The sequence below is a fragment of the Niabella hirudinis genome (assembly GCF_051201075.1).
GTDB classification, from domain to species: Bacteria; Bacteroidota; Bacteroidia; order Chitinophagales; family Chitinophagaceae; genus Niabella; species Niabella hirudinis.
Genome location: NZ_JBPEHJ010000005.1, coordinates 67,373 through 88,030 on the forward strand (window position 1 = coordinate 67,373; position 20,658 = coordinate 88,030).

The window sequence follows — 20,658 nt, forward strand, 5'->3', positions numbered from 1 at the left end:
TACAGCGCCGGAGTTTAGCGGCTCTTGTAAAATCCGATGCCGTATTCGTTTGCAGTGTATTGGCTAATTATCCGTTATAAACAAATCAGCCGCAATTCCATCAGCAAATAATTTACCTTCCCGGGTCAGGCTCATCCACCCGTCTTCAATCCGGAGCCAGCCCCGCGCCTCGTAATCGGCGGCCAGCTTCAGCGCCGCTGCATCCAGCCGCCCCAACTCCAACCCTTCCGCGGTACGCAGAGCAATCATCCTATATTCATTTTGTTTTTGAACCGGTGTCAGCACTTCTTCTTCAAATGGAATTTGCACCGCAGTAATAGCGCGGATATACTGCTGGTTATTGGAAACGTTCCAGCGGCGTACCTCCCCGTTAAAAGAATGCGCCGCCGGACCCAGTCCATAATACGGCGTACCCTTCCAATACGCGCTGTTATGCCGGCTGCGAAACCCCGGCCGGGCAAAATTGGAGATCTCATAGTGCTCGTAACCCGCCTCCTGCAGCCAATCCATCAGCAACAGGAACTGGGCCGATTGCTGGTCCGCGTCCACATCCGCCGCCCGGTGTGTGCGAATCATTTTATCCAGCGGTGTTTGCGGTTCCACCGTTAGCGCATAGCAGGATAAATGCGGAACGCCCAATGCCAAAGCGGTTGCTACGTTCTGTTTCCAGCGCTCATTGCTGAGCCCCGGGGTGCCGTAGATAAGGTCCATGGTTATATTGTTAAAGTATTGCATGGCCAGCTCCAGCCCTTCCCTTGCCTGTACCGCATTATGCGCCCGGTTCATCCATTGCAGGTCTTCCTCAAAAAACGATTGTACCCCAATGCTTAGCCGGTTAATGCCCATAGCTTTCCAATCGGTCAGTTTAGCGACGGTAAGATCATCGGGGTTGGCTTCAAGGGTAATTTCCGCATCAGCCGTAACCGGGTAATGTTTCCGCAGCTGCTCCAGCAGGAAGGCGATATCTGTGGCAGGCAGCAGGCTGGGCGTTCCGCCGCCAAAGTACACCGTTGCCACCGGCTCCGGGGCAATGAAGCCGCTACCAGCGGTAAGCGCCATCTCCGTTCCAAGCGCCTGTACCAGGGCCTCCCGGTGGTGCAGGGATGTGGAAAAATGAAAATTGCAGTAATGACAGGCCTGTCTGCAAAATGGGATATGAATGTAAATACCGGACAATGATTCGTTGTTTATCGTGAATGGTCAATAGGTGAATAGTCAATGGTGAGTTAATAAATAGATAATAGTTAGTGGGTAGTAGGAATGCCAGTATAGATCATTCCCTCTTTGCCATTCCCTCTTTGCCACTCCCTACCCGCCATTTACCATTCGCCATTCGCCAAAATACTGTTTATTTGTATTTCCAAATGGCAAAGGTACAATACCATTTAATGCTCCTGTTATTTTTATGGACCGGCTTCTACGCCGCATCCCAAAACCGGTATACCCTTGCGGTTGACCCCGTTGATAAGGACAGCAATTTTATTAAAAAAGATCTTGCCATTAAAACGGATTTTATTAACCGGGATGACTGCAGCCAGTATACCGGGCAGTTGCTTTCCGTATTGCAGGCAAAGGGTTATGTAACGGCATCTATCGACTCGCTCCGGTTTGATTCCACCGCGGCCTATATGCGACTTTTTGTGGGTGCTGCCTATACCTGGGAGTCGCTCAGTGCCAGCGAGGAAAGCCTTAAGTGGCTTGCCCTTATCGGGTATGATGCACACCTGTTTACGGGCCGGATCCTGGATTATGAACTACTGGAAGATGTACAGCAGCGGATGCTCCGTTGGTTTGAAAACCATGGTTACCCCTTTGCAAAGATCACCCTGCCTGCGCTGCAGATCAATGGCAACAAGGTATCGGGGCAATTGCAGGTGCAACCGGGCCCGCTCTACCGCGTGGATAGCATCCGGGTTACAGGCAATGCCAAACTCAGCAATGACTACCTTCAGCATTACCTCGACCTTAAAAACGGGGCTTTATATAATAAAGAAAAGCTGCAACGTATCAGCACAGCGCTCAAAAAACTCAATTATGTGGAGGAAATTTACCCGCCCCGGTTTTACTGGGGCAGCACGGGCGGCGTTGTGGAACTGTTTCTGCAACAAAAAAAAAGCAACCAGGTCAATTTTATAGTGGGCTTCCTGCCCAACAGCAGCGCCGCTCCTTCAAAAAAACTGCTCATTACCGGGGAAGGGCTTTTAAATCTTAAGAATGCCCTGGGCGGCGGGGAAAGCATCGGGCTGGTATGGCAAAAACTGGAAGCGGCTTCCCAACGGCTGAACGCGGCCTTCCTCCAACCCTACCTGTTTCGCTCACGTTTTGGATTTGATCTTGCATTTGATATGCTCAAACGGGATTCCAGCTATCTCAATTTCGAATACCGCATTGGCACGCAGTACACCATCAATAACCGCCAAACGGCAAAGCTTTTTTACAACCAGTTTTCAACGATCATTAACACCATTGATAAAAACGCGCTGCTGCAAACCCGGAAACTGCCTGCCGAAGCGGCCCTCAGCATTTCAAATATCGGGGTGGAGTACCAGGCAAATACCACCAATTATATTTTTAACCCTGTATCCGGACTGGATCTCCGGTTTACCGGTACGGTGGGCAGCAAAAAAATAAAAAAGAACAGCCAGGTGCTGGAGCTGGAAGACCCGGAGGATCCGCTTTTTGATTTTTCCAGCCTTTACGATACCATAAAACTGCAATCAGTGCAAGCGCGTGTCCTGCTGTCTGCCGCCCACTATTTTCCGCTGTCAGCACGCGGCGCCAGCACCCTCAAAACAGCGGTGCAGGGCGGATATCTTACAGGGGATAATATTTTCAGAAATGAACTCTTTCAAATTGGCGGGTACCGCCTGCTGCGCGGGTTTGATGAGCAAAGCCAGTTCCTATCGCAGTATGCCATTGGCACGCTGGAATACCGGTACCTTGTAGGCGAAAACTCTTACCTCAACGCTTTTGCGGACGGCGGATGGGGCTATGATGGTAGCAGGGGCGTTCGCCGGCATTACAACTACCTGGGCCTGGGTATCGGTTTGGCCTTCGAAACAAAGGCTGGGGTATTCAATCTGGCCTGGGCCGTTGGCAAGCGCAATGATACCAGCTTCAACCTGCGGCAATCCAAAATCCATTTTGGGTTTATCAATTATTTTTAGAGAACAATGTGAAAATATGGAAATGTGGAAATGTGGAAATAAGCAAGGAGCAAATGGCAAGTAGGGAAATTTCGGTTGAAATGTGGGGGCAATAGTGAATAGGCAATAGTGTACAATCCGTTGTGCCATTCAACAATCTTCAATACCATTCAACCACTGAAACGCATTGCGGAGACCGCGCATCAGGCACGCAGGACAATAACGTTGAACATTGAACTTTGAACGTTAAACTCAACACAGGGCATCGGGTATAAAAACAGGAACAACATCAAACATTAAACGTCAAACTTTATCCCAAACCTGGAACAAAGAAAGTACCTTTGCTCAAAATTTTTTCAGATGAGAAAATTATTCATTCTCCTATTCGCATGCGCTATGCTAAAAACCAACGCACAACAACATCTGAACCCCGAAACATTACTGAAACTGGGGCGCGTATCTGCCATCGGTATTTCCAAAGACCAGCAATCACTGATCTATAAAGTGTCTACACCCAATATTGCAGAAAACAAAATGGACACAAAGGAATATGCCGTCCCGCTTTCCGGTGGCGTGGCAAAGGAGTTGAATAATTCAGCAGAGCTCCTGGAAAATAACCGCATCGCCCCCAATGGCCAATATATCCTGAGCAGTGAAGAGGTATTGATAAAAAAAGTAATGGGCAAAGATCTTTACCCGGAGCTGGATAAAACCTCCGCACAGGTATATACTTCCCTTAATTACCGCCACTGGGACAAATGGTTTGATGGTCGTTTCAGTCATGTATTTTTTGCATCCTACGCCAATGGGAAGGCTGGCGAAAAAAAAGACATTATGCCGGACGAGCCCTTCTTTTGCCCCCAGCAACCCTTTGGCGGAGATGAGGATTTCATCTGGTCGCCCGACAGTAAAAAGATCGTTTATGTAACCAAAAAAAAGTTTGGCACCGATTACGCGGTAAGCACCAATACGGATATTTATGAATATGATATTGCTACCGGTATCACAAAAAATCTTACCGAAAGCAATAAGGGCTATGATGTAGCGCCGGCCTTCAGCAAGCAGGGCAAAATGGCCTGGCTGCAAATGAAAACAGAGGGCTATGAAGCCGACAAGAACGACCTGGTTGTAATGACCAACGGAACTACCGTAAACCTGACGGGCCATAACGACCAGATCAACGTATCCTCCTTTACCTGGAGCAACGATGGCAAAAGCCTGTTTTTTATCGCTCCCATCAACGGAACCGAGCAGGTCTTTTCTGTAAACGATATCGGCCTTACCCGCATGCTGCCCCGTATTCAGCAGCTTTCCAAAGGTGATTTTGACATCACATCCATCATAGCCCAAACCGGCGAAACGTTGATCGTGGCAAAGGAGGATATCTCCCGCGCATCGGAGCTCTATCAACTCAACATCAAAACCGGCAGTCTTACACAGCTTACTCACGTAAACGATGCCGCCTACGAAAATATTGCCCCGGTTAAAACCGAACGCCGCTGGGTGACTACGGCCGATAATAAAAAAATGATGCTATGGGTTGTTTACCCGCCCGGATTTGATCCTTCCAAAAAATACCCCACACTGCTATACTGCCAGGGTGGTCCGCAATCAGCCACCACGCAGTTTTACTCCTATCGCTGGAATTTTCAGCTGATGGCCTCCCAGGGATATATTGTGGTAATCCCATCCCGGCGCGGTATGCCCGGCTTTGGCACTGAGTGGAATGCAGCAGTTAGCAAAGACTGGGGTGGAAAGGTTATACAGGATTATCTGGACGCCATCGATGCTATTTCAAAAGAACCGTTTGTAGATAAAGACCGCCGGGCTGCCGTGGGTGCCAGTTTTGGCGGCTATTCTGTTTTTGCACTGGCCGGATGCCATCAAAAACGCTTCAAAACATTTATTGCACATGATGGTGTTTTTGATTTCACCGCTATGACCGGCACCACGGATGAATTGTGGTTTGAACAATGGGAAAAAGGGGGCTATTACTGGGAAAAAGATAATAAAGCCGCACAACGGTCCTACGCAGCTTCACCATTGAATTTTGTAGCCAGCTGGGACACGCCCATCCTGATCGTTCAGGGTGGAAAAGATTACCGGGTACCCATCGAGCAGGGACAGGGCGCCTTCCAGGCGGCGCAATTACGGGGCATCAAAAGCAAGTTCCTCTTTTTCCCTGACGAAAACCACTGGGTACTGAAACCACAAAATGCCACGGTTTGGCAGCGCGAATTTTTTAGCTGGTTGAAGGCAACGCTTTAATGCCACAAAGATGCCGTGTCATTGCGGGAAACGCCACAACGCCAACAAGGAACAACGCAGCACAAAGACATCCCACCCTCAGTGCGTCTCCGTGTCTTTCTGCCTTCGCGGCAATAACAACTTCACGTTCCGGCCCCCTAACGTCATTGCGGGAACATTGTAAACGATTTACAACGTTTTCGTAAATCCTTTCACCCTTCCGCTGCATTTTATTCATAGATTAATCATTACATTTGTTTTGCTTGAGCATGCGAAATGTTATAGTCGAAATTACGATTGTATAAGCTTTTTTTGTCTTGGTAACACGCTTTCACCGGTATTCCCGGATAGTGTCCTGACGGGTAATTGTACCCGCACAATGCAGTATTGACGGATCAATCTTTTTTATAAATTAAACCAATTAAACTATGCACAGCTGTAGAAACTGGATAATTGTATTTATTACACTTATCGGAATATGGAAAGCGGAGGCTTCCATTGCCCAAACAGGCAGATGGAAAGTATCCGGCACGGTTAAGAATCAAAGTGGTGCGCCCTTACCGGGAGTTACCGTGCTTATTAAAGCCACCACCACCGGAACCACAACCGACCAGGATGGCCGGTTTACGTTGTCGGTTCCCAACATCCGCAATACAAAACTGGAGTTTACGTCTACGGGTTACCGTACACAGGAACAGGCAGTGAGCGGAGAGAAGGAAATGAATGTTGTAATGGAAACAGAAACCCTCGGACTGGATGAAGTAGTAGTGGTAGGGTACGGCACAGCCAAACGAAAAGACCTTACCGGTGCCGTAGCCTCCGTACAAGCCACAAAAATGGAAAAAGAGGCGCCCCGGTCTGTTCAGGATCTGTTGAGAGGTAATGCTGCAGGTATCATCGTTGGCCAGAGCAATCCGGGTAATACGGCCCGGGGAGATGCCGATATCCTGGTGAGGGGATCGGGCACGCTAAAGGCGGGAAGCAATCCTTTAAACGTAGTAGACGGGGTGATCTTTGACGGGTCTTTCTCCGATATTAATCCAAACGACATTCAATCAATCGACATCCTGAAAGACGCCAGCGCCACGGCCGTATACGGAGCAAAAGCCGCCAATGGCGTCATCCTCATCACTACCAAAAAAGGCGCTTCGGGCAAGCCCCGGATCACCTTTAACGCCAACCTGGGGTTTGTTGAAAAAGCAGGTATGCCCCGCGTTATGAATGGCGAAGAGTTTTTGAAATGGCGGTACGATTATGAAATAGGGAGAAGGACCGATGCCTATCATAACCAATACCCCGAAATGTTTGTAGACCCCCGTAAATTAACTAATGTAAATTCACTGGACTGGTACAACTACGATCAGAAAACACCGGTAACTTCTGTAACCGATGAAGAACTGCTCCGGGCCTGGTTAACACGACTTGAACTAAAAGTGCCCGAAATAGACAATTACCTGGCCAACAAATTAACCAACTGGCAGGACCTCGTTTTCCAAAAAGGTTTTCAGCAGGATTATACCACCGCTGTTTCCAATAAAAATGAAACATCGAGCTATTACTTTTCATTAAACTATGTAGACAGGGAAGGGATCGTTGTAGGCAACCGTTTTAAAAACTTTCGCACGCGACTGAACCTCGAATCAAAAGTTACTTCATTTTTAAAGGTAGGGGCCAATACCAATTTCGCCGTGCGCAATGAAGGCTTTCTACAGGCAAACTGGGGGCAATCAGCAGTTATTTCTCCTTACGGCTCCAATAATATCAACGACCTCACCAGCATCTACCAACGCCTGCCCACCGGCGATGCCACACCGGTAAACCCATTTTATGATAACCAGTTCCGGGACCGGAAGGATCAGTCCAGCACTTTAAACTCGAGTATCTACGGTATTGTAACGCTCCCCTATGGCTTCGAGTTTCAGTCGAACTTTACGCCGTCTTTTACCTGGAGAGAGTATTATAATCACGAATCATCCAAGAGTCTTGAATGGAACGCCAAAGGCGGAGAAAGTGAACGCCGGTTTGAAAAAACCTACAACTGGCAGGTCGACAATGTGCTAAGATGGAAGAAGCGCTTTGATATCCATAATTTTGAGGTAACCCTGCTGCAAAACGCAGAGAAAGGGCAATACTGGATGACCAAGGCTACAACATCCGGTTACAGCCCAACGGATATTCTCGGCTATCATCGTCTCCAGGCCGGTACGGTTCCTTTAAATGAGAGCAATGATACTTACAGGACGGGAGACGCGCTGATGGCCCGCCTGTTCTATTCATTAAAAGACCGCTACATGCTGACGGCATCCATACGAAGGGATGGTTATTCCGCATTTGGCGCAAAAAATCCCCGCGCTACCTTTCCGGCCCTTGCTTTTGCCTGGGATGTTTCGGAGGAAAGTTTTATGAAAAATACCAGCAACTGGCTCGACTACGCGAAATTGCGTCTTTCCTGGGGTAAAAACGGAAACCGGGATATCGGCCAATATGAAGCCTTGTCAAATATGGCCTCTGGCTTACACCCGTATATTGACCAGTCGGGCAATGTATATGTTGCATCCCAGTTATATGTAGACCGGATGGCCAACCTGGCATTAAAATGGGAATCAAAAGCATCCTACAATATCGGCATCGACTTTTCCGTACTCAAGAGCCGGTTAAGCGGATCTCTTGACCTTTACACCGCTAATACGCAGGATTTGCTGATCGACCGCAGTCTGCCGGATATCATCGGATTCAATAGTGTAGCATCCAACCTCGGACTACTCAACAACAAAGGCATTGAGCTCTCTTTGAACGGTGTCATTATCCGAAAGAAAAACTTCGACTGGAACAGCTCCCTTACGTTTTCGCGCAACCGGAGAGCGATTGAACATCTGTATGGAGACATGATCGATGTAAAAGATGCCGATGGAAATGTGATCGGGCAAAAAGAGGCAGACGATATTGGCAACAAATGGTTTATAGGAAGGGACCCTGACCAGTTCTGGGACTATGAGCGCATTGGCGTATGGCAAATCGGCCAGGAGGATTACGCAAAAAAATATGGAAATCAACCCGGGGATTTCAGGTATAACGACCTGAACGGTGACAGTGTAATGACCAACGCCGACAGGATCTTCCTGGGCTATAAAAGCCCCCGATTTCGTTGGAGCTGGAGGAACGATTTCAACTACAGACAGTTCAGCCTCTCTGTCTTTATCTATTCCAACTGGGGTCAAAAAGAACAATTTAATCGGGCGGCTAATAATAATAGTTTTCCGGACAGGGCCACTGATTATGTTCAGCCGAGATGGACTCCCCAAAACCCCATTAACGATTATGGACGTATCGGCTCTAAAAACATAGGTACCAATTATGTGGACCGGTCCTTTATACGTCTGGACAACCTTTCATTGTCTTATGCCGTACCCCAATCCTGGTTAAATACTATAAAGGCACAGAGCCTGCGTATTTCTGCGGCGGTAAGAAATGTGGCGTTCTGGGCGCCACACTGGAAATACGGCGATCCCGAATCGGGTGGATACCGCACCCGGGACGGCAACGGAAACGAATATACACCGGGACAGCCCACACCCCGCACCTATAATTTAAGCTTTAATCTGACACTTTAATTTTACAACAATGAATCGTAATATACTTTTAAAAGGACTTATTCCGCTTTCTTTCATGGGGCTTGTATTGGCCGCATGTAATAAAGAATGGTTAAAACCAAAGCCGCTTTCGTTTTACGAACCGGGGATTGCTCTTTCTGATGCTGCAGGTATGTATGCAACGCTTACAGCCTGTGAACGGAACATGCGTCACGAATATTTTGGAGACGCAGCCCCCATCCTCACGGAGATCATCCAATCTGAAGTGGCGGTTGAGGGTACTACGGACAAAGCCGGCCCCCAAATGGATATGGACATTTCGCTAATGCCCGATGCGCAATTGAATCACACCGATTATACAAAAGTAGGCTGGTATTGGTATGAGGGCTACAAAGGCATTAAATATGCCAACTCGGTAATATCCGGAATAGATAAAGCCACTTTTGCCAATGAAAATCAAAAAAACGAGATCTTAGGCGCCGCCTATTTTCAACGAGCTTACCGCTACTTTAAACTAACGCACCAATTTGGCGATGTTCCTTTTATTGACAAAGAGATCAATGAACCCAAATATGACTTTTACTCGTACGACCGCTGGAGCATATTGGCGCGTATGAAAAAAGAACTGGAGTTTGCCTATCAATGGGTGCCCGAAAAAGTAGATCGCGGCCGTACGTCAAAGGCCGCCTGCGGGGTTTTGTTAATGAAAGTGTGTATGGCCCTTACGGATTTTGACCGGGCTATAGAAATAGGCAAGGAAATTGTAGCCGCACACCCACTGATGAAAACCCGGTTTACCACCAATAAATCCAAGCCCAATACCAACCTGATGTTTGACCTGCACAGCGTAGAAGCCAAACTGGATATGAGCAATACCGAGGGCCTGATGTATGTGGTATCGTACCCCGAAGTGGATGGATCGGATCAGATCCAAACCATGCGCAATGGCGTTCCCTTCTGGAACAGCGGCAACCTTAAAACACCCGATGGCAAGGCCGGAACCAGTGTATCCGTTGCTCCCGGAGAAACAGATCCGGAGATGGATCTCAATAAAACCTACGGACGCGGTATTGGCCGCTTGCGCCCTACCTGGTATTTTACGAACGAAATATGGCGAACAGATAAAGAAGCGACCGACATGCGCGGTATTTTAAATAAGGATAGCTGGCGTAAAATGGAAGACCTCAGGTACAACGAGCCCAAGCTCAAAAGCACCAATAATCCCTGGTATGGCAAACACTTTATAAAACCGGCCGCCATGAGCGTGGAAGATACCATTCGCCTTTGGTTTTCCTGGCCGCATTACAAGCTCTTTGTTCCCGATCCATTACAAACACAATGGCGCGGAGGAGAGACCCCATGGTATATTTACCGCTCAGCGGAAGTATACCTGATGCTGGCCGAATGTTACTACTGGAAGAATGATTTGGGATCGGCTGCTGTTGCCATGAACGAAGTACGTACCCGGGCTGGCGCCACGCCCTTAACCGCCGCTGATATTAATATCGGGGAGATCCTGGATGAACGGGCCCGCGAACTTTATTATGAAGAGAACCGGCATATTGAACTGGTGCGGATCGCCTATACTTATGCAAAAACCGGCAAACCCTGCGAGATCTTTGGCGGTCGTGTATATAAGCTTGAAAACATCAGCGGTCCCGGTGGCACTAATTCCAATATAAAACAAACGGGAATCAATTTCTGGTACGACCGTGTGGTAAGCCGGAGCAATTTTTATAACAAGGGCGTAAGACACAAATGGGCCGAGTACAAAGTCAGCGTGCATCATATATTATGGCCGGTTCCGTCAAAATCGATTACGACTAACTTAAAAGGAGTCATCAATCAAAACATAGGTTATCCTGGTGCAGAAAATAATGTAAAACCACTAATCGTAGAATAGCAGGAAAACATTTCATCTGATTAAAGACCGTTCATTTTTGAGCGGTCTTTTTCTTTTAAGACGGGCCCCATCCCTGCCCAAAACTTTATGAAATACTTAGGACAAAGGACAATCCCAATATCGCGGGAAACCGGTAAATTGAGTACCAAAAACCCGGGGCATTGACCAACAACCATCAAATAACTGATCTCAACATTCTGAAAGAGATACTGCCTGTTTTCAACTATACCAATAATCCGTTTGCGGAGCAGGTACTTGCAGAACTGCTTACCCGGCCGCTCCCCTCAATAGCGCTTATAGAAGAGCGCCAGCAGATACTAAAAGGTTTTGTAAAGAACTATCCCTGTCTTAAAAGTTACAATTACTCCCGGGCAGCATTTACCGAGGTGTACCAGTTTATACAAGCCCGGGACCAGCCGTTTACCGGCAATGGCATCTTTACCTCAAAGGCTCAGAAAGGGGAGCGGCAGGCATTGATGAACGCCTATGCACAGTTTGTACTTTTCTTTGACGAGCTCCTGCGCAAATGGATTACCATGATCAGTCTTTCCTTTTTTCCGGGCACTTACAAAGCCACCCTTGAAACCCTGCAGCAGCAACTAACGGACCTTGATCTCCCCTATTATGCGGGGCTTTTGAGTGAGCAGCAATTCGGACAAAAAGCGGTAAAACAGCTCTCTGCAAAAATTGTTGCCGGTAAACAGGACGGCAGCTGGCAACGGTTTTGGCCGGCCTTTTTCCTGTTTGAAGCCTATACCTCCGTCAGTCTTGCCATTGTGCGAAAGAGTTTTGCCTTTCCGGCATTTGGCAACGGGCCAATAACCATCCGGGATCTTTATCATCCCCTCCTGAGCGATCCGGTAAAAAACGATATGGTACTTTCCAAAAATGTGGGCCTGCTTACCGGGCCCAATATGGCGGGAAAGTCGACCCTGCTCAAAGCAATCGGCCTCTGTGTTTTTTTGGCGCATACCGGTATAGCAGTATCCGCAAGCGCAGCCAAAATACCCTTTTTTGATCATATTGCGATTTTCATCAATCACCGGGATGACCTTCAGAACGGGTACAGTCATTTTATGTATGAGATCAAAAACCTTAAAAACCTGATCCTGGAAGCAGCAAGGGGAAAACGTTGTTTTTCCGTTTTTGATGAGCTGTTCAAAGGCACTAATAGTGCAGATGCCCTTGCCATTACTGCCAGTACACTCGAAGGAATGCATCGGTTTGAGAACTCCTGTTTTCTTGTTTCCACTCATTTGCATGAATTGAAAACCCAGCCTGTTATTACCAGCAATATAGTTCAGGTACTGCACATAGATTGTATTATCGAAAACGGCAGGCCCCGGTTTACCTATAAACTTGAAGACGGCTGGTCTGATCTGAAGATCGGTCGCCTGTTATTTGAAGCGGAGGGCTTGTATGAGCTGCTCCGGTGAGGCAATGAGTATTCTTTCCCTGGCATGAACTCAGCCTCCAGGCTTTCCTTGCGCCATTGCGTAAAACGCCGATTATTGCTACCTTCACGCCCAACCCGATTCAATTTTTATGTCAGACCCGCACACAACGCCTCCATTTAGCATGCAGCCGCTGCTTGAGAATAATTATGTAACCCTTATTCCCTTGAAAGAACCCGATTTTGAACAACTATTTGCCGTGGCCTCCGATGCCGCAATATGGCAAATGCATCCCAACAGAAACCGTTACCAGCAAACGGTGTTCAAAACCTTCTTTGAAGGAGCCCTGCAAAGCGGAGGTGCCTTTCTTTGTATAGATAAAACATCGGGGGAACTGGCGGGAAGCACCCGGTTTTACAATTACAACCCGGGGAACAATAGCATTTTTATCGGCTATACTTTTTATGCCACAAAATTTTGGGGAACGGGGCTTAACACACAGGTAAAGCAACTGATGCTGGACTATATATTCCGGTTTGTAAGCAGCGTTTACTTTCACGTAGGTGCAGAAAACTACCGTTCGCAAAAAGCGATTGAAAAGCTGGGCGCCGCCAAATTAAAAGAAGAATGGATTGCCTATCATGGCGAGCCGGACCGGTTAAACTTTGTTTATTTCATTCATAAAACACAGTGGCCTTTATAACACAGGATCTTTTGAATACGCCTGCCAGAGTTCATCCAGCGATCTGCCGGTGATCTGTTTCCAGCTGTCTGCCGTATAAGAATGATCCCGCAGCGCCTTATTCAGCGCTTTTACAGTTCCGCGCTTTGCCTTTGCTTCTATCCAGGCCAGGAACCTTGCCGTTACCCGGTATCCATCTGAATATTTCTGCCGGTCTGTGTACGCCGGTAGTTTCCAGTGTCCCCCTTCATTATCGATCCCATATTGGAACCGGATATAATCGGCAATACCCTCTGTGATCCACCAGGGGCCAACACTTCTTCCATAAGCCTGCACAATATGCATAACCTCGTGGGTAACCACATCAATATCTCCCGGATTTTTTGCAAACCAGGTAGGATCGTACACCACGTTTCCGCCACCGGTAGCCGCAACACCATGATAAGCGGTATCTATTTTAAAACGGACTTCCTTTGCGGCATCCTTATTAAAATCCTTTACCAACTTCGGGTATACGGTGAAGAAAGCATCCACCATCCGCTTTTTAACCGCTGCGCTAAAGTTTGCTGCATTGGAGGTAAAATGCAGTATATACCCATCTTTCTCAAAACGGCTGCTTTCATAATTAAGCGCAGAGTCCCGATTTACATTAACTACAGCTTCGGAAATACCGCATATAAATAACCCGGCCAGTAATAAACAATATTTCATAAACATTTTTTGACAACAGGAAAGTATCACAATTCCGGCAATAGAACAAATCAGGGCCTCAGATTCCCGCAGATCAAAATACAAAAATGCTCTATATGTCCAATACCGAAAACTCCTGAATGATCCGGTGAAAACTTATTCGCTCCGCAGATGCTCCATCTTTTTCGGCAATATTGAGGCCAGCTTGTTATTTTTGCGGTTCAAAGATGTATTTAGTTTGGTTCGTTTAATCATTATACTTTTCCTGAGTTTCTTTTCTATGAGCAACGCATCTGCTCAAAAAAAAGACAGTGCTAAAGAACCGGCGCAGCGGGCAACAAAACCTGTGTCCAAACCCAATAATAACCGGCAACCGGCGGCCAGCCGGCCAGCCGTAAAAAATCCGCCGGTAACAAAACCAACAACGCCTGCTGCTGCAGGAAAAAAGGGAACTGCAACAACCACGCCGGCAAAAGCCCCCCCTAAACACCAATTACAAAGAGTACCCAATACGGGTAAAACCAATGCGCAAAAAGACTCTTCGCGAAAAAAAGATACGACCGTAAAGGCCCTACGGCTATCAACAGCAAAAAAAGATACGACCGGGGTAAAGAAACCCGGGGTGGCCACAGGAACCGGCATCAAACAGGACTCGCTGACGCATACTACCAGGAAAGCTTCCGTTAAAAAGGACACCCTGAACCGGATCGGTACTGTAATACCACATCTCGCTGCGGCAGATAGTACACGGATCAGGGCTGCCATAGCCGACAGCTTGAAAAACCTCCAGCAGCTCTCGGCGCTGGAGCGCAATTTTAACCTCACAAAAAAGATCCTGGCCCAACATCCCTATTATGCCTTTGCTGCCGCACCCGTTATTACGCCTTACAGTAAGCGGCCCCGGCAGCCAGGTGAAGAAATTTATTTTTATACGCTGGCCGGCATCATGTTGTTGTTTGCCGGGTTTAAAACGGCGTTTTCAAAATACTTCGATGATCTTACCACCCTTTTCTTCAGGCGTACGCTGAAGCAGCGCCAGCTGCAGCAACAGCTCAGCCAGAACACATTACCTTCTTTCCTTTTTAATATCCTCTTTGTATTTGTTGCCGGCTATTACCTGGCGCTGATGGCTACCCAACTGGCTACCCACAAACCAGCCTATCCTTTCTGGCAGCTATTTGCCTTTGCTGTGGCCGTTGTATCGCTGGCCTACCTGGCCAAATTTTTCCTGCTGAAGTTATTTGGCTGGCTGTTTAAACTGCAGCATCTTACTGATGCCTATATCTTTCTTATTTTTCTTGTAAGCAAGATCCTTGTACTGTTTCTCCTTCCGGTGCTCATTATTACATCATTGGGCGGCACGGGAATCAAAACCATTATCTGGACACTCAGCTGGCTGACCATTGCAGGCCTGTTCATTTACCGGTTTATTGTAGCACTTCAAATGGTACAAAAGAGCAATAAGATCAGCCTCTTTCATTTTTTTATCTATTTCGTTGCATTCGAACTGCTCCCGGCCTTCGTAATCTATAAGTTTATTTTACATTTTTTAACGGAGAATAGCGTACCTTTGCACCCAATTTAGGAGAATCTTAATGTCAAGTAACGTAGCAACAAAACCCATGGCAAAGCCGGCAGCTGGAAAAGTACAACATATACTCATCAGCCAGCCAAGACCAAAGAGCGAAAAATCTCCCTATTTCGACCTTGAAAAAAAGCACGGCGTTACCCTGGATTTTGAGACATTGATTATGCTGGAGCCGATCACGGGGAAAGATTTCAGACGTCAAAAAATCAGCATCCTCACTTACACAGGAGTCATCTTTACCAGTCGCAATGCCATTGATCACTTCTTCAGGACCTGTGAAGAAATGAAAATAAATGTGTCGCAGGACACCAAGTATTTTTGCATTACCGAAGCGGTGGCGCTTTATCTTCAAAAATTCATCCTTTACCGCAAAAGAAAAGTCTTCTACGGTACCGATGGCAGTAATAAAAGCCTGCTGGATGTGATCAACAAGCATAAGGAGAACCTCAATTTCCTGTATGTATGTTCTGAAAATCAACAAGATAATGAAATTATCAGCTGGCTCAAGCAGCATGATTGCTCGTTTGATCTTGCCTTTATGTATCGCACCAAAAGCAATGATGTAAAAAAATCGCTGGGCGCTATAAAGTTCGATGTTCTTTGCTTTTTTACCCCCAGCGGGGTAAAAAGCTGGTTTGACAATTTCCCTGACTTTAAACAGCAGGAAATGGTGGTTGGTACTTTTGGCGACAACACCCGTGAAGCCGCCATAAAAGCCGGCCTCAATCCCCAAATTGTGGCCCCTCTGCCCAAAACACCCAGCATGATCACCGCGCTGGACCAGTTTCTGGCCCGCAATGGTGACAAATAACACCCCAGGCGCTCTTTATCAAAAACTTAACGCCCCGTTTTTTGGGCAACTAAGGTTTTTATGAATATTTGCATGGTTATCGTTAACTTTGCAAACTTTATGAGGTTTTTTGTTATCATTTCTGCTTTATTCTTAATGTCGTCCTGCGGGCCGGGCATGAATAAGATTTTAAAGAGCAAGGATGCTGCCTACAAATTGAAAATGGCAGAAGCTTTTTACGCCAAAAAAAAATACAACAAGGCGCAACTGATTTACGAAGATATTTTACCGTATTACAAAACCACTGCCCAGTTTCAGGATATTTATTACAAGTACGCCTATTCCGCCTATTACCAGCGGGATTATGCCATGGCTGAAAATTATTTTAAAACCTTCCTGGAAAGTTTTCCCAATAGTCCAAAATCGGAGGAGATCGAGTTTATGCGGGCCTTTGCATTTTACAAACAATCGCCCAAACCCGAGTTGGACCAAAGCACTACTTTTAAGGCCGTTGGTTTTATGCAAACCTTCGTAAATACCCACCCCAACTCGGTACGGCTTCCGGAAGCCAACCGGATACTGGATGAGCTGAGGAAAAAGCTGGAGGTAAAGGACTATAAAAGCGCAAAGCTTTATTACGACATGGGATTTTTCAGGGCCGCCGGCGTGAGTTTTGCTGCGTTGCTGGATAATTTTCCCGAATCGCAGATTGCAGATGAATATAAAATGATGTCGGTAAAAGCCTATTATCTTTTTGCCGAAAACAGTATCGTTGATAAAAAGGCCGAACGTTTTAAAAATGTAATGGACGAGTGCCGGGAGTTTTTAGATCGTTTTCCCGAAAGTAAGTACAAGGCCGAAATTGAGAAATACCAGGCTATGTCTCAAACACAAATTCAAAAATTCAATAATAATGAGCAAATTAAGAAGGCATCTTAGTGTTGGTACTCCCAGCAGCGTGGAAACAAAAAGCCTGCAGGAGATAAAAAATAAAACCGGCAATATTTATGAATCTATTGCCATTGTAAGTAAAAGAGCCAACCAGATCAATATTTCCATTAAGGAAGAGCTTCATAATAAACTGGATGAATTTGCCAGCCATACCGACACGCTGGAAGAAATCCATGAAAATAAAGAGCAGATCGAAATTTCGAAGGCATACGAGCGGATGCCGAACCCTGCACTTTTAGCCACACAGGAGTTCCTGGATGACAAAATCTACTATCGCAAGGCTGAAGACGAACTGTTTAGCTAAGCACGATCATTATATTTGAAATGCAGCCGCAATGGATCCAGTTATTCATTGCGGCTGTTTCATTTTGACTTACTTTTGAAAAATGTTGGAAGGGAAAAAAATCGTCATTGGCATCAGTGGCAGCATTGCTGCATACAAGATCATTCACCTGGTGCGATTGCTGGTAAAACAAAAGGCAATTGTCAAAGTGATTATGACGCCTTCAGCTATGGACTTTGTATCGCCGCTTACTTTGTCTACACTTTCAAAAAATGAAGTACTCATCGACATCGCTTCGGGCAATACCTGGGCTAACCATGTGGAACTGGGAAGATGGGCCGATCTCTTACTGATAGCCCCCTTAAGCTGCAACACCCTGGCAAAAATGGCGCAGGGGCATTGTGACAACCTGCTGCTGTCTGTATACCTTTCTGCAACCTGCCCGGTAATGGTATCCCCGGCCATGGATGAGGATATGTGGCACCACCCCGCCACTCAAAAAAATATCGGAATACTGAAGACATCCGGGCATATTGTGCTGGCGCCGCATCACGGTGAGCTGGCAAGCGGCCTGATCGGTGAAGGGCGCATGGAAGAACCGGAAGCCATCCTTGCACAAATCGGAGCCTTTTTCAAAATTAAAGCAGACAGGAGCCTGGAAGGGAAAAAAGTACTGGTAACGGCAGGACCAACACATGAGGCCCTTGACCCGGTACGGTTTATCGGCAACCACTCCTCCGGGAAAATGGGCTATGCCCTTGCTAAGGAGTGCCGGATGCGTGGCGCGGAGGTAACCCTTGTGCTGGGGCCGGCACCTGCCGTGCTGCAACAGGACCTTACCGGCATCACTGTGATAAAAGTCACTTCCGCAGAAGAAATGTACCAGGCCTGTATGGATCATTTTCCTTCCGCAGATATAGCCCTGATGGCCGCAGCCGTGGCCGATTACCGGCCGGCAACCGTTAGCGAAACGAAAATAAAAAAACAGGAACCGGGGCTGGAACTGAACCTGGTAAAGACCCGTGATATCCTGGCATCACTGGGGGCCATTAAAACAGGCAACCAGCTGTTGCTTGGCTTTGCACTTGAAACCAATAATGAGGAAGTGCATGCGCTTGAAAAGCTGCATAAAAAAAATGCGGACTATATTGTGCTCAACTCCTTAAATGACGGAGCGGCTTTTGGCGCAGACACCAACAAAGTAACCATCTACTCCAAAACCGGTGAAAAATCCGGTTTTGAATCCAAATCAAAAACGGCAGTGGCGCAGGATATTCTTGATACGATCATCAAACCCGGCACAACAATATGAAGCAATCATTTCCATTACTGATACTGGCCATTACCCTTACAGCATGCGGGCTCGGGCGACCCAAGGATGTGCTGCCCCAGGATAAAATGCAGGCTGTTTTATGGGATATTGCAAAAGGAGGTGAGTTTGTGAATGGTTATATATACTTTCGCCACCCTAACCTGAACCGCGCAGCAGTAAACCAGCAGGTATTAAACCAGATTTTTGCGCTGCATAAAATTTCTAAAAAAGAATTCGATAAAAGTCTTGAATACTACCAGCGCAAACCCGACCTGTTTGTAGCTATGCTGGACTCCATCAACACCCAGCAGGCGCGTGCCAAACAGGATACCGCAAAGGGCGCCCGCGGAGACTCCGCCCGCACTGCGGCCCCGGCGCTATCGAAACCTGCACGTATTCCAAAATAATCACCTGAAGATTCCCGTTATGCATTACCTGTGCTTCAATGGTATTTTTTCAGATGCGGCAACTCCTGTTATTGCTGCAGCCAACAAGGGTTACCGCTACGGCGATGGCTTTTTTGAAACCCTGCGGGTACACCGTGGTACCGTGCCCCTGTGGGACCTGCACCGGAGCAGAATCCTGAAGAGCCTGTCGCTTTTAAACTACCGTTTTGCACAGGGGGCTACATTGAGCAGGATCTATGAAAACATTATTGAGCTCTGCCATTTAAACGGCTGCGCAGAAAGCGCCCGGGTGCGCCTCTCCTTTTCAAACGGGGACGGCGGCCTTTTTGAGGCATCTGCACTGCACTACCTGGCAGAAGCCATGCCCTTTGCCGCCACCCCGGAAGATGCCTTGGTGCTGGGCATATACAACGAACTGGCAAAAGAAGCGCACCGGTTTTCAGAGCTAAAATTATCCGGAAATTTTATATATAGCCGTGCGGCGCAATATTGCAACGAGCGGGGATGGAACGACAGTATCCTTTTGAACAAGGAGGGCCGGGTGGTTGAAACCACTATGACTAACCTGTTTTGGATCAAAAACGGAGCCTTGTTTACACCGCCGGTTACTGATGGTTGTGTAGCCGGTGTGTTTCGTACTTACCTGCTGGAGGCCGAACCGGGGATCACAGAGCGCTCATGTACCCCCGAAACGCTCAGGGAAGCCGATGAGCTATTTTTGACCAACGCACTTCGGGGCATCCGTGCGGTGGCACAATTTGACGGAACGTACTATGCAGGCAATTTGACAAAGACCCTTCAACACCGCCATAACCAGTTGCTTTTTGCCTAAGCGCCTGTATGCAGCCGGTTGTAAACCGCCGACAAAGTATCTACCGCCGCGCGGCCCTCAGCGCCCAAATCCAGGCTGTAATTGTTTACATAAAGGTCGATATGTTTACGCATCACTTCTTCACTCATCGCCTGTGCATGCTCTTTTACATAAGCCGGCACTTCCGGGTACCGGCTAAAAGCATGTTCAAGACTTTTACGGATCAACCCATCCACCTGGCCAAAAACAGCATTACCCAACGATTTCTTTATGACAATGCCACCCAGGGGGATGGGCACTTTCATGGCTTGCTCCCAGTACTCACCCAGATCCGTCACTTTCACCAGCCCCTTATCCTGGTAAGTAAACCGGTTTTCATGAATGATGACGCCCAGCGCTGCTCCATTGTTAACCACGGCATCTTCTATTTCATGAAACACGCCAAATGATTTATGATGTGCATCAGGATAAGCGAAACTAAAAAGCAGGTGCGCCGTGGTATTGATACCCGGCAACACAACGGCTGCCCCGTTGATCTCCGCTTCCGTAAAAGGCTGTTGCCGGTGGCTGATCAGCAGCGGCCCTACCCCTTTCCCCAGGGCACTTCCGGAGTTTAACAATGTATACTGCTCCTGCGTTTTAAAATAGGCCGGAAAACTCAGTTTGGTTACATCCAGCCGCCCCTCCAGGGCCCAGCGGTTCAGCGTTTCCACATCTTCCAGCACCGCTTCAAATTCGAGTCCACCGGTATCGATCTTTCCGTTGACCAATGCGTCAAAAATAAATGTGTCATTCGGACAGGGAGAAAATCCCAGTTTCAGTTTCATATTGTTTCTTTTAAATCTTAAATACTTTTCGGTTTTG

At 47.3% G+C, this 20,658-nt stretch carries 16 protein-coding genes; 13 read left to right on the top strand and 3 right to left on the bottom strand.

Annotation, left to right across the window (positions count from 1 at the left end; translation table 11 throughout):
• Positions 1-63: 63 nt before the first annotated feature.
• Positions 64-1,176, bottom strand: coding sequence for a radical SAM family heme chaperone HemW (hemW, locus tag GGU45_RS11150; RefSeq protein WP_435224727.1), 1,113 nt, complete (start codon positions 1,174-1,176; stop codon positions 64-66).
• A gap of 188 nt (positions 1,177-1,364) precedes the next feature.
• On the opposite strand from hemW, the gene GGU45_RS11155 reads away from it, so the two are divergent.
• The 6 genes from GGU45_RS11155 (at position 1,365) to GGU45_RS11180 (ending at position 12,983) form a co-directional block, all read left to right on the top strand.
• The gene (locus GGU45_RS11155) at positions 1,365-3,167 is read left to right on the top strand and encodes a POTRA domain-containing protein (protein WP_435224728.1); all 1,803 of its coding nucleotides are present in this window, start codon (positions 1,365-1,367) and stop codon (positions 3,165-3,167) included.
• A 339-nt stretch (positions 3,168-3,506) separates the two neighbouring features.
• Positions 3,507-5,414: a S9 family peptidase gene (locus GGU45_RS11160; protein ID WP_435224730.1), complete on the top strand. Its 1,908-nt coding sequence runs from the start codon at positions 3,507-3,509 to the stop codon at positions 5,412-5,414.
• A gap of 407 nt (positions 5,415-5,821) precedes the next feature.
• A complete protein-coding gene (locus GGU45_RS11165) occupies positions 5,822-9,004 on the top strand; it encodes a SusC/RagA family TonB-linked outer membrane protein (protein ID WP_435224731.1) in 3,183 nt (1,060 codons plus the stop codon).
• A gap of 10 nt (positions 9,005-9,014) precedes the next feature.
• On the top strand, positions 9,015-10,886 hold the full coding sequence (locus GGU45_RS11170) for a RagB/SusD family nutrient uptake outer membrane protein (protein ID WP_435224732.1): 1,872 nt from the start codon (positions 9,015-9,017) through the stop codon (positions 10,884-10,886).
• A gap of 161 nt (positions 10,887-11,047) precedes the next feature.
• Complete coding sequence (locus tag GGU45_RS11175; protein ID WP_435224734.1) at positions 11,048-12,322, top strand: MutS-related protein; 1,275 nt, start codon at positions 11,048-11,050, stop codon at positions 12,320-12,322.
• Between the two features lie 109 nt (positions 12,323-12,431).
• A complete protein-coding gene (locus GGU45_RS11180) occupies positions 12,432-12,983 on the top strand; it encodes a GNAT family N-acetyltransferase (protein ID WP_435224736.1) in 552 nt (183 codons plus the stop codon).
• Here GGU45_RS11180 and GGU45_RS11185 read toward each other — a convergent pair.
• Positions 12,978-13,673 carry a basic secretory protein-like protein gene (locus GGU45_RS11185; protein ID WP_435224738.1) on the bottom strand — a complete coding sequence of 232 codons (696 nt, stop codon included), beginning with the start codon at positions 13,671-13,673 and terminating at the stop codon, positions 12,978-12,980. The genes GGU45_RS11180 and GGU45_RS11185 overlap by 6 nt on opposite strands.
• Before the next feature lie 259 nt (positions 13,674-13,932).
• Between GGU45_RS11185 and GGU45_RS11190 the strand changes: the two genes are divergently transcribed.
• The 7 genes from GGU45_RS11190 to GGU45_RS11220 all read left to right on the top strand — a co-directional run bounded on the left by GGU45_RS11190 (position 13,933) and on the right by GGU45_RS11220 (position 19,815).
• Entirely contained in the window at positions 13,933-15,237 is a 1,305-nt protein-coding gene (locus tag GGU45_RS11190; protein ID WP_435224739.1) for a DUF4271 domain-containing protein, read from the top strand.
• 10 nt (positions 15,238-15,247) lie between these two features.
• On the top strand, positions 15,248-16,051 hold the full coding sequence (locus tag GGU45_RS11195; protein WP_435224741.1) for a uroporphyrinogen-III synthase: 804 nt from the start codon (positions 15,248-15,250) through the stop codon (positions 16,049-16,051).
• Positions 16,052-16,150: 99 nt separating this feature from the next.
• On the top strand, positions 16,151-16,969 hold the full coding sequence (locus GGU45_RS11200; RefSeq protein WP_435224743.1) for an outer membrane protein assembly factor BamD: 819 nt from the start codon (positions 16,151-16,153) through the stop codon (positions 16,967-16,969).
• On the top strand, positions 16,944-17,285 hold the full coding sequence (locus GGU45_RS11205; RefSeq protein WP_090393568.1) for a DNA-directed RNA polymerase subunit omega: 342 nt from the start codon (positions 16,944-16,946) through the stop codon (positions 17,283-17,285). Before GGU45_RS11200 ends, GGU45_RS11205 begins: the two co-directional genes overlap by 26 nt.
• An 82-nt stretch (positions 17,286-17,367) precedes the next feature.
• Positions 17,368-18,576 (top strand): bifunctional phosphopantothenoylcysteine decarboxylase/phosphopantothenate--cysteine ligase CoaBC, encoded by a 1,209-nt coding sequence (coaBC, locus tag GGU45_RS11210; RefSeq protein WP_435224745.1) that lies wholly within the window; start codon positions 17,368-17,370, stop codon positions 18,574-18,576.
• Positions 18,573-18,983: a DUF4296 domain-containing protein gene (locus GGU45_RS11215; RefSeq protein ID WP_435224747.1), complete on the top strand. Its 411-nt coding sequence runs from the start codon at positions 18,573-18,575 to the stop codon at positions 18,981-18,983. Before coaBC ends, GGU45_RS11215 begins: the two co-directional genes overlap by 4 nt.
• A gap of 19 nt (positions 18,984-19,002) precedes the next feature.
• Positions 19,003-19,815 (top strand): aminotransferase class IV, encoded by an 813-nt coding sequence (locus GGU45_RS11220; protein ID WP_435224749.1) that lies wholly within the window; start codon positions 19,003-19,005, stop codon positions 19,813-19,815.
• Here GGU45_RS11220 and GGU45_RS11225 read toward each other — a convergent pair.
• Complete coding sequence (locus GGU45_RS11225) at positions 19,812-20,621, bottom strand: 1,4-dihydroxy-6-naphtoate synthase (RefSeq protein ID WP_435224750.1); 810 nt, start codon at positions 20,619-20,621, stop codon at positions 19,812-19,814. The two genes, GGU45_RS11220 and GGU45_RS11225, sit on opposite strands and share 4 nt — an antisense overlap.
• Positions 20,622-20,658: the final 37 nt, after the last annotated feature.

What these genes read in the sequence shown, in the direction of transcription:
- GGU45_RS11155 (WP_435224728.1), top strand. Translation starts at nt 1,365, where the DNA reads ATGGCAAAGGTACAATACCATTTAATGCTCCTGTTATTTTTATGGACC.
- GGU45_RS11185 (WP_435224738.1), bottom strand. Translation starts at nt 13,673, where the DNA reads ATGAAATATTGTTTATTACTGGCCGGGTTATTTATATGCGGTATTTCC.
- GGU45_RS11200 (WP_435224743.1), top strand. Translation starts at nt 16,151, where the DNA reads ATGAGGTTTTTTGTTATCATTTCTGCTTTATTCTTAATGTCGTCCTGC.
- GGU45_RS11195 (WP_435224741.1), top strand. Translation starts at nt 15,248, where the DNA reads ATGTCAAGTAACGTAGCAACAAAACCCATGGCAAAGCCGGCAGCTGGA.
- GGU45_RS11220 (WP_435224749.1), top strand. Translation starts at nt 19,003, where the DNA reads ATGCATTACCTGTGCTTCAATGGTATTTTTTCAGATGCGGCAACTCCT.
- GGU45_RS11225 (WP_435224750.1), bottom strand. Translation starts at nt 20,621, where the DNA reads ATGAAACTGAAACTGGGATTTTCTCCCTGTCCGAATGACACATTTATT.
- GGU45_RS11165 (WP_435224731.1), top strand. Translation starts at nt 5,822, where the DNA reads ATGCACAGCTGTAGAAACTGGATAATTGTATTTATTACACTTATCGGA.
- GGU45_RS11170 (WP_435224732.1), top strand. Translation starts at nt 9,015, where the DNA reads ATGAATCGTAATATACTTTTAAAAGGACTTATTCCGCTTTCTTTCATG.
- GGU45_RS11215 (WP_435224747.1), top strand. Translation starts at nt 18,573, where the DNA reads ATGAAGCAATCATTTCCATTACTGATACTGGCCATTACCCTTACAGCA.
- coaBC (WP_435224745.1), top strand. Translation starts at nt 17,368, where the DNA reads ATGTTGGAAGGGAAAAAAATCGTCATTGGCATCAGTGGCAGCATTGCT.
- GGU45_RS11160 (WP_435224730.1), top strand. Translation starts at nt 3,507, where the DNA reads ATGAGAAAATTATTCATTCTCCTATTCGCATGCGCTATGCTAAAAACC.
- GGU45_RS11190 (WP_435224739.1), top strand. Translation starts at nt 13,933, where the DNA reads ATGAGCAACGCATCTGCTCAAAAAAAAGACAGTGCTAAAGAACCGGCG.
- GGU45_RS11205 (WP_090393568.1), top strand. Translation starts at nt 16,944, where the DNA reads ATGAGCAAATTAAGAAGGCATCTTAGTGTTGGTACTCCCAGCAGCGTG.
- GGU45_RS11180 (WP_435224736.1), top strand. Translation starts at nt 12,432, where the DNA reads ATGTCAGACCCGCACACAACGCCTCCATTTAGCATGCAGCCGCTGCTT.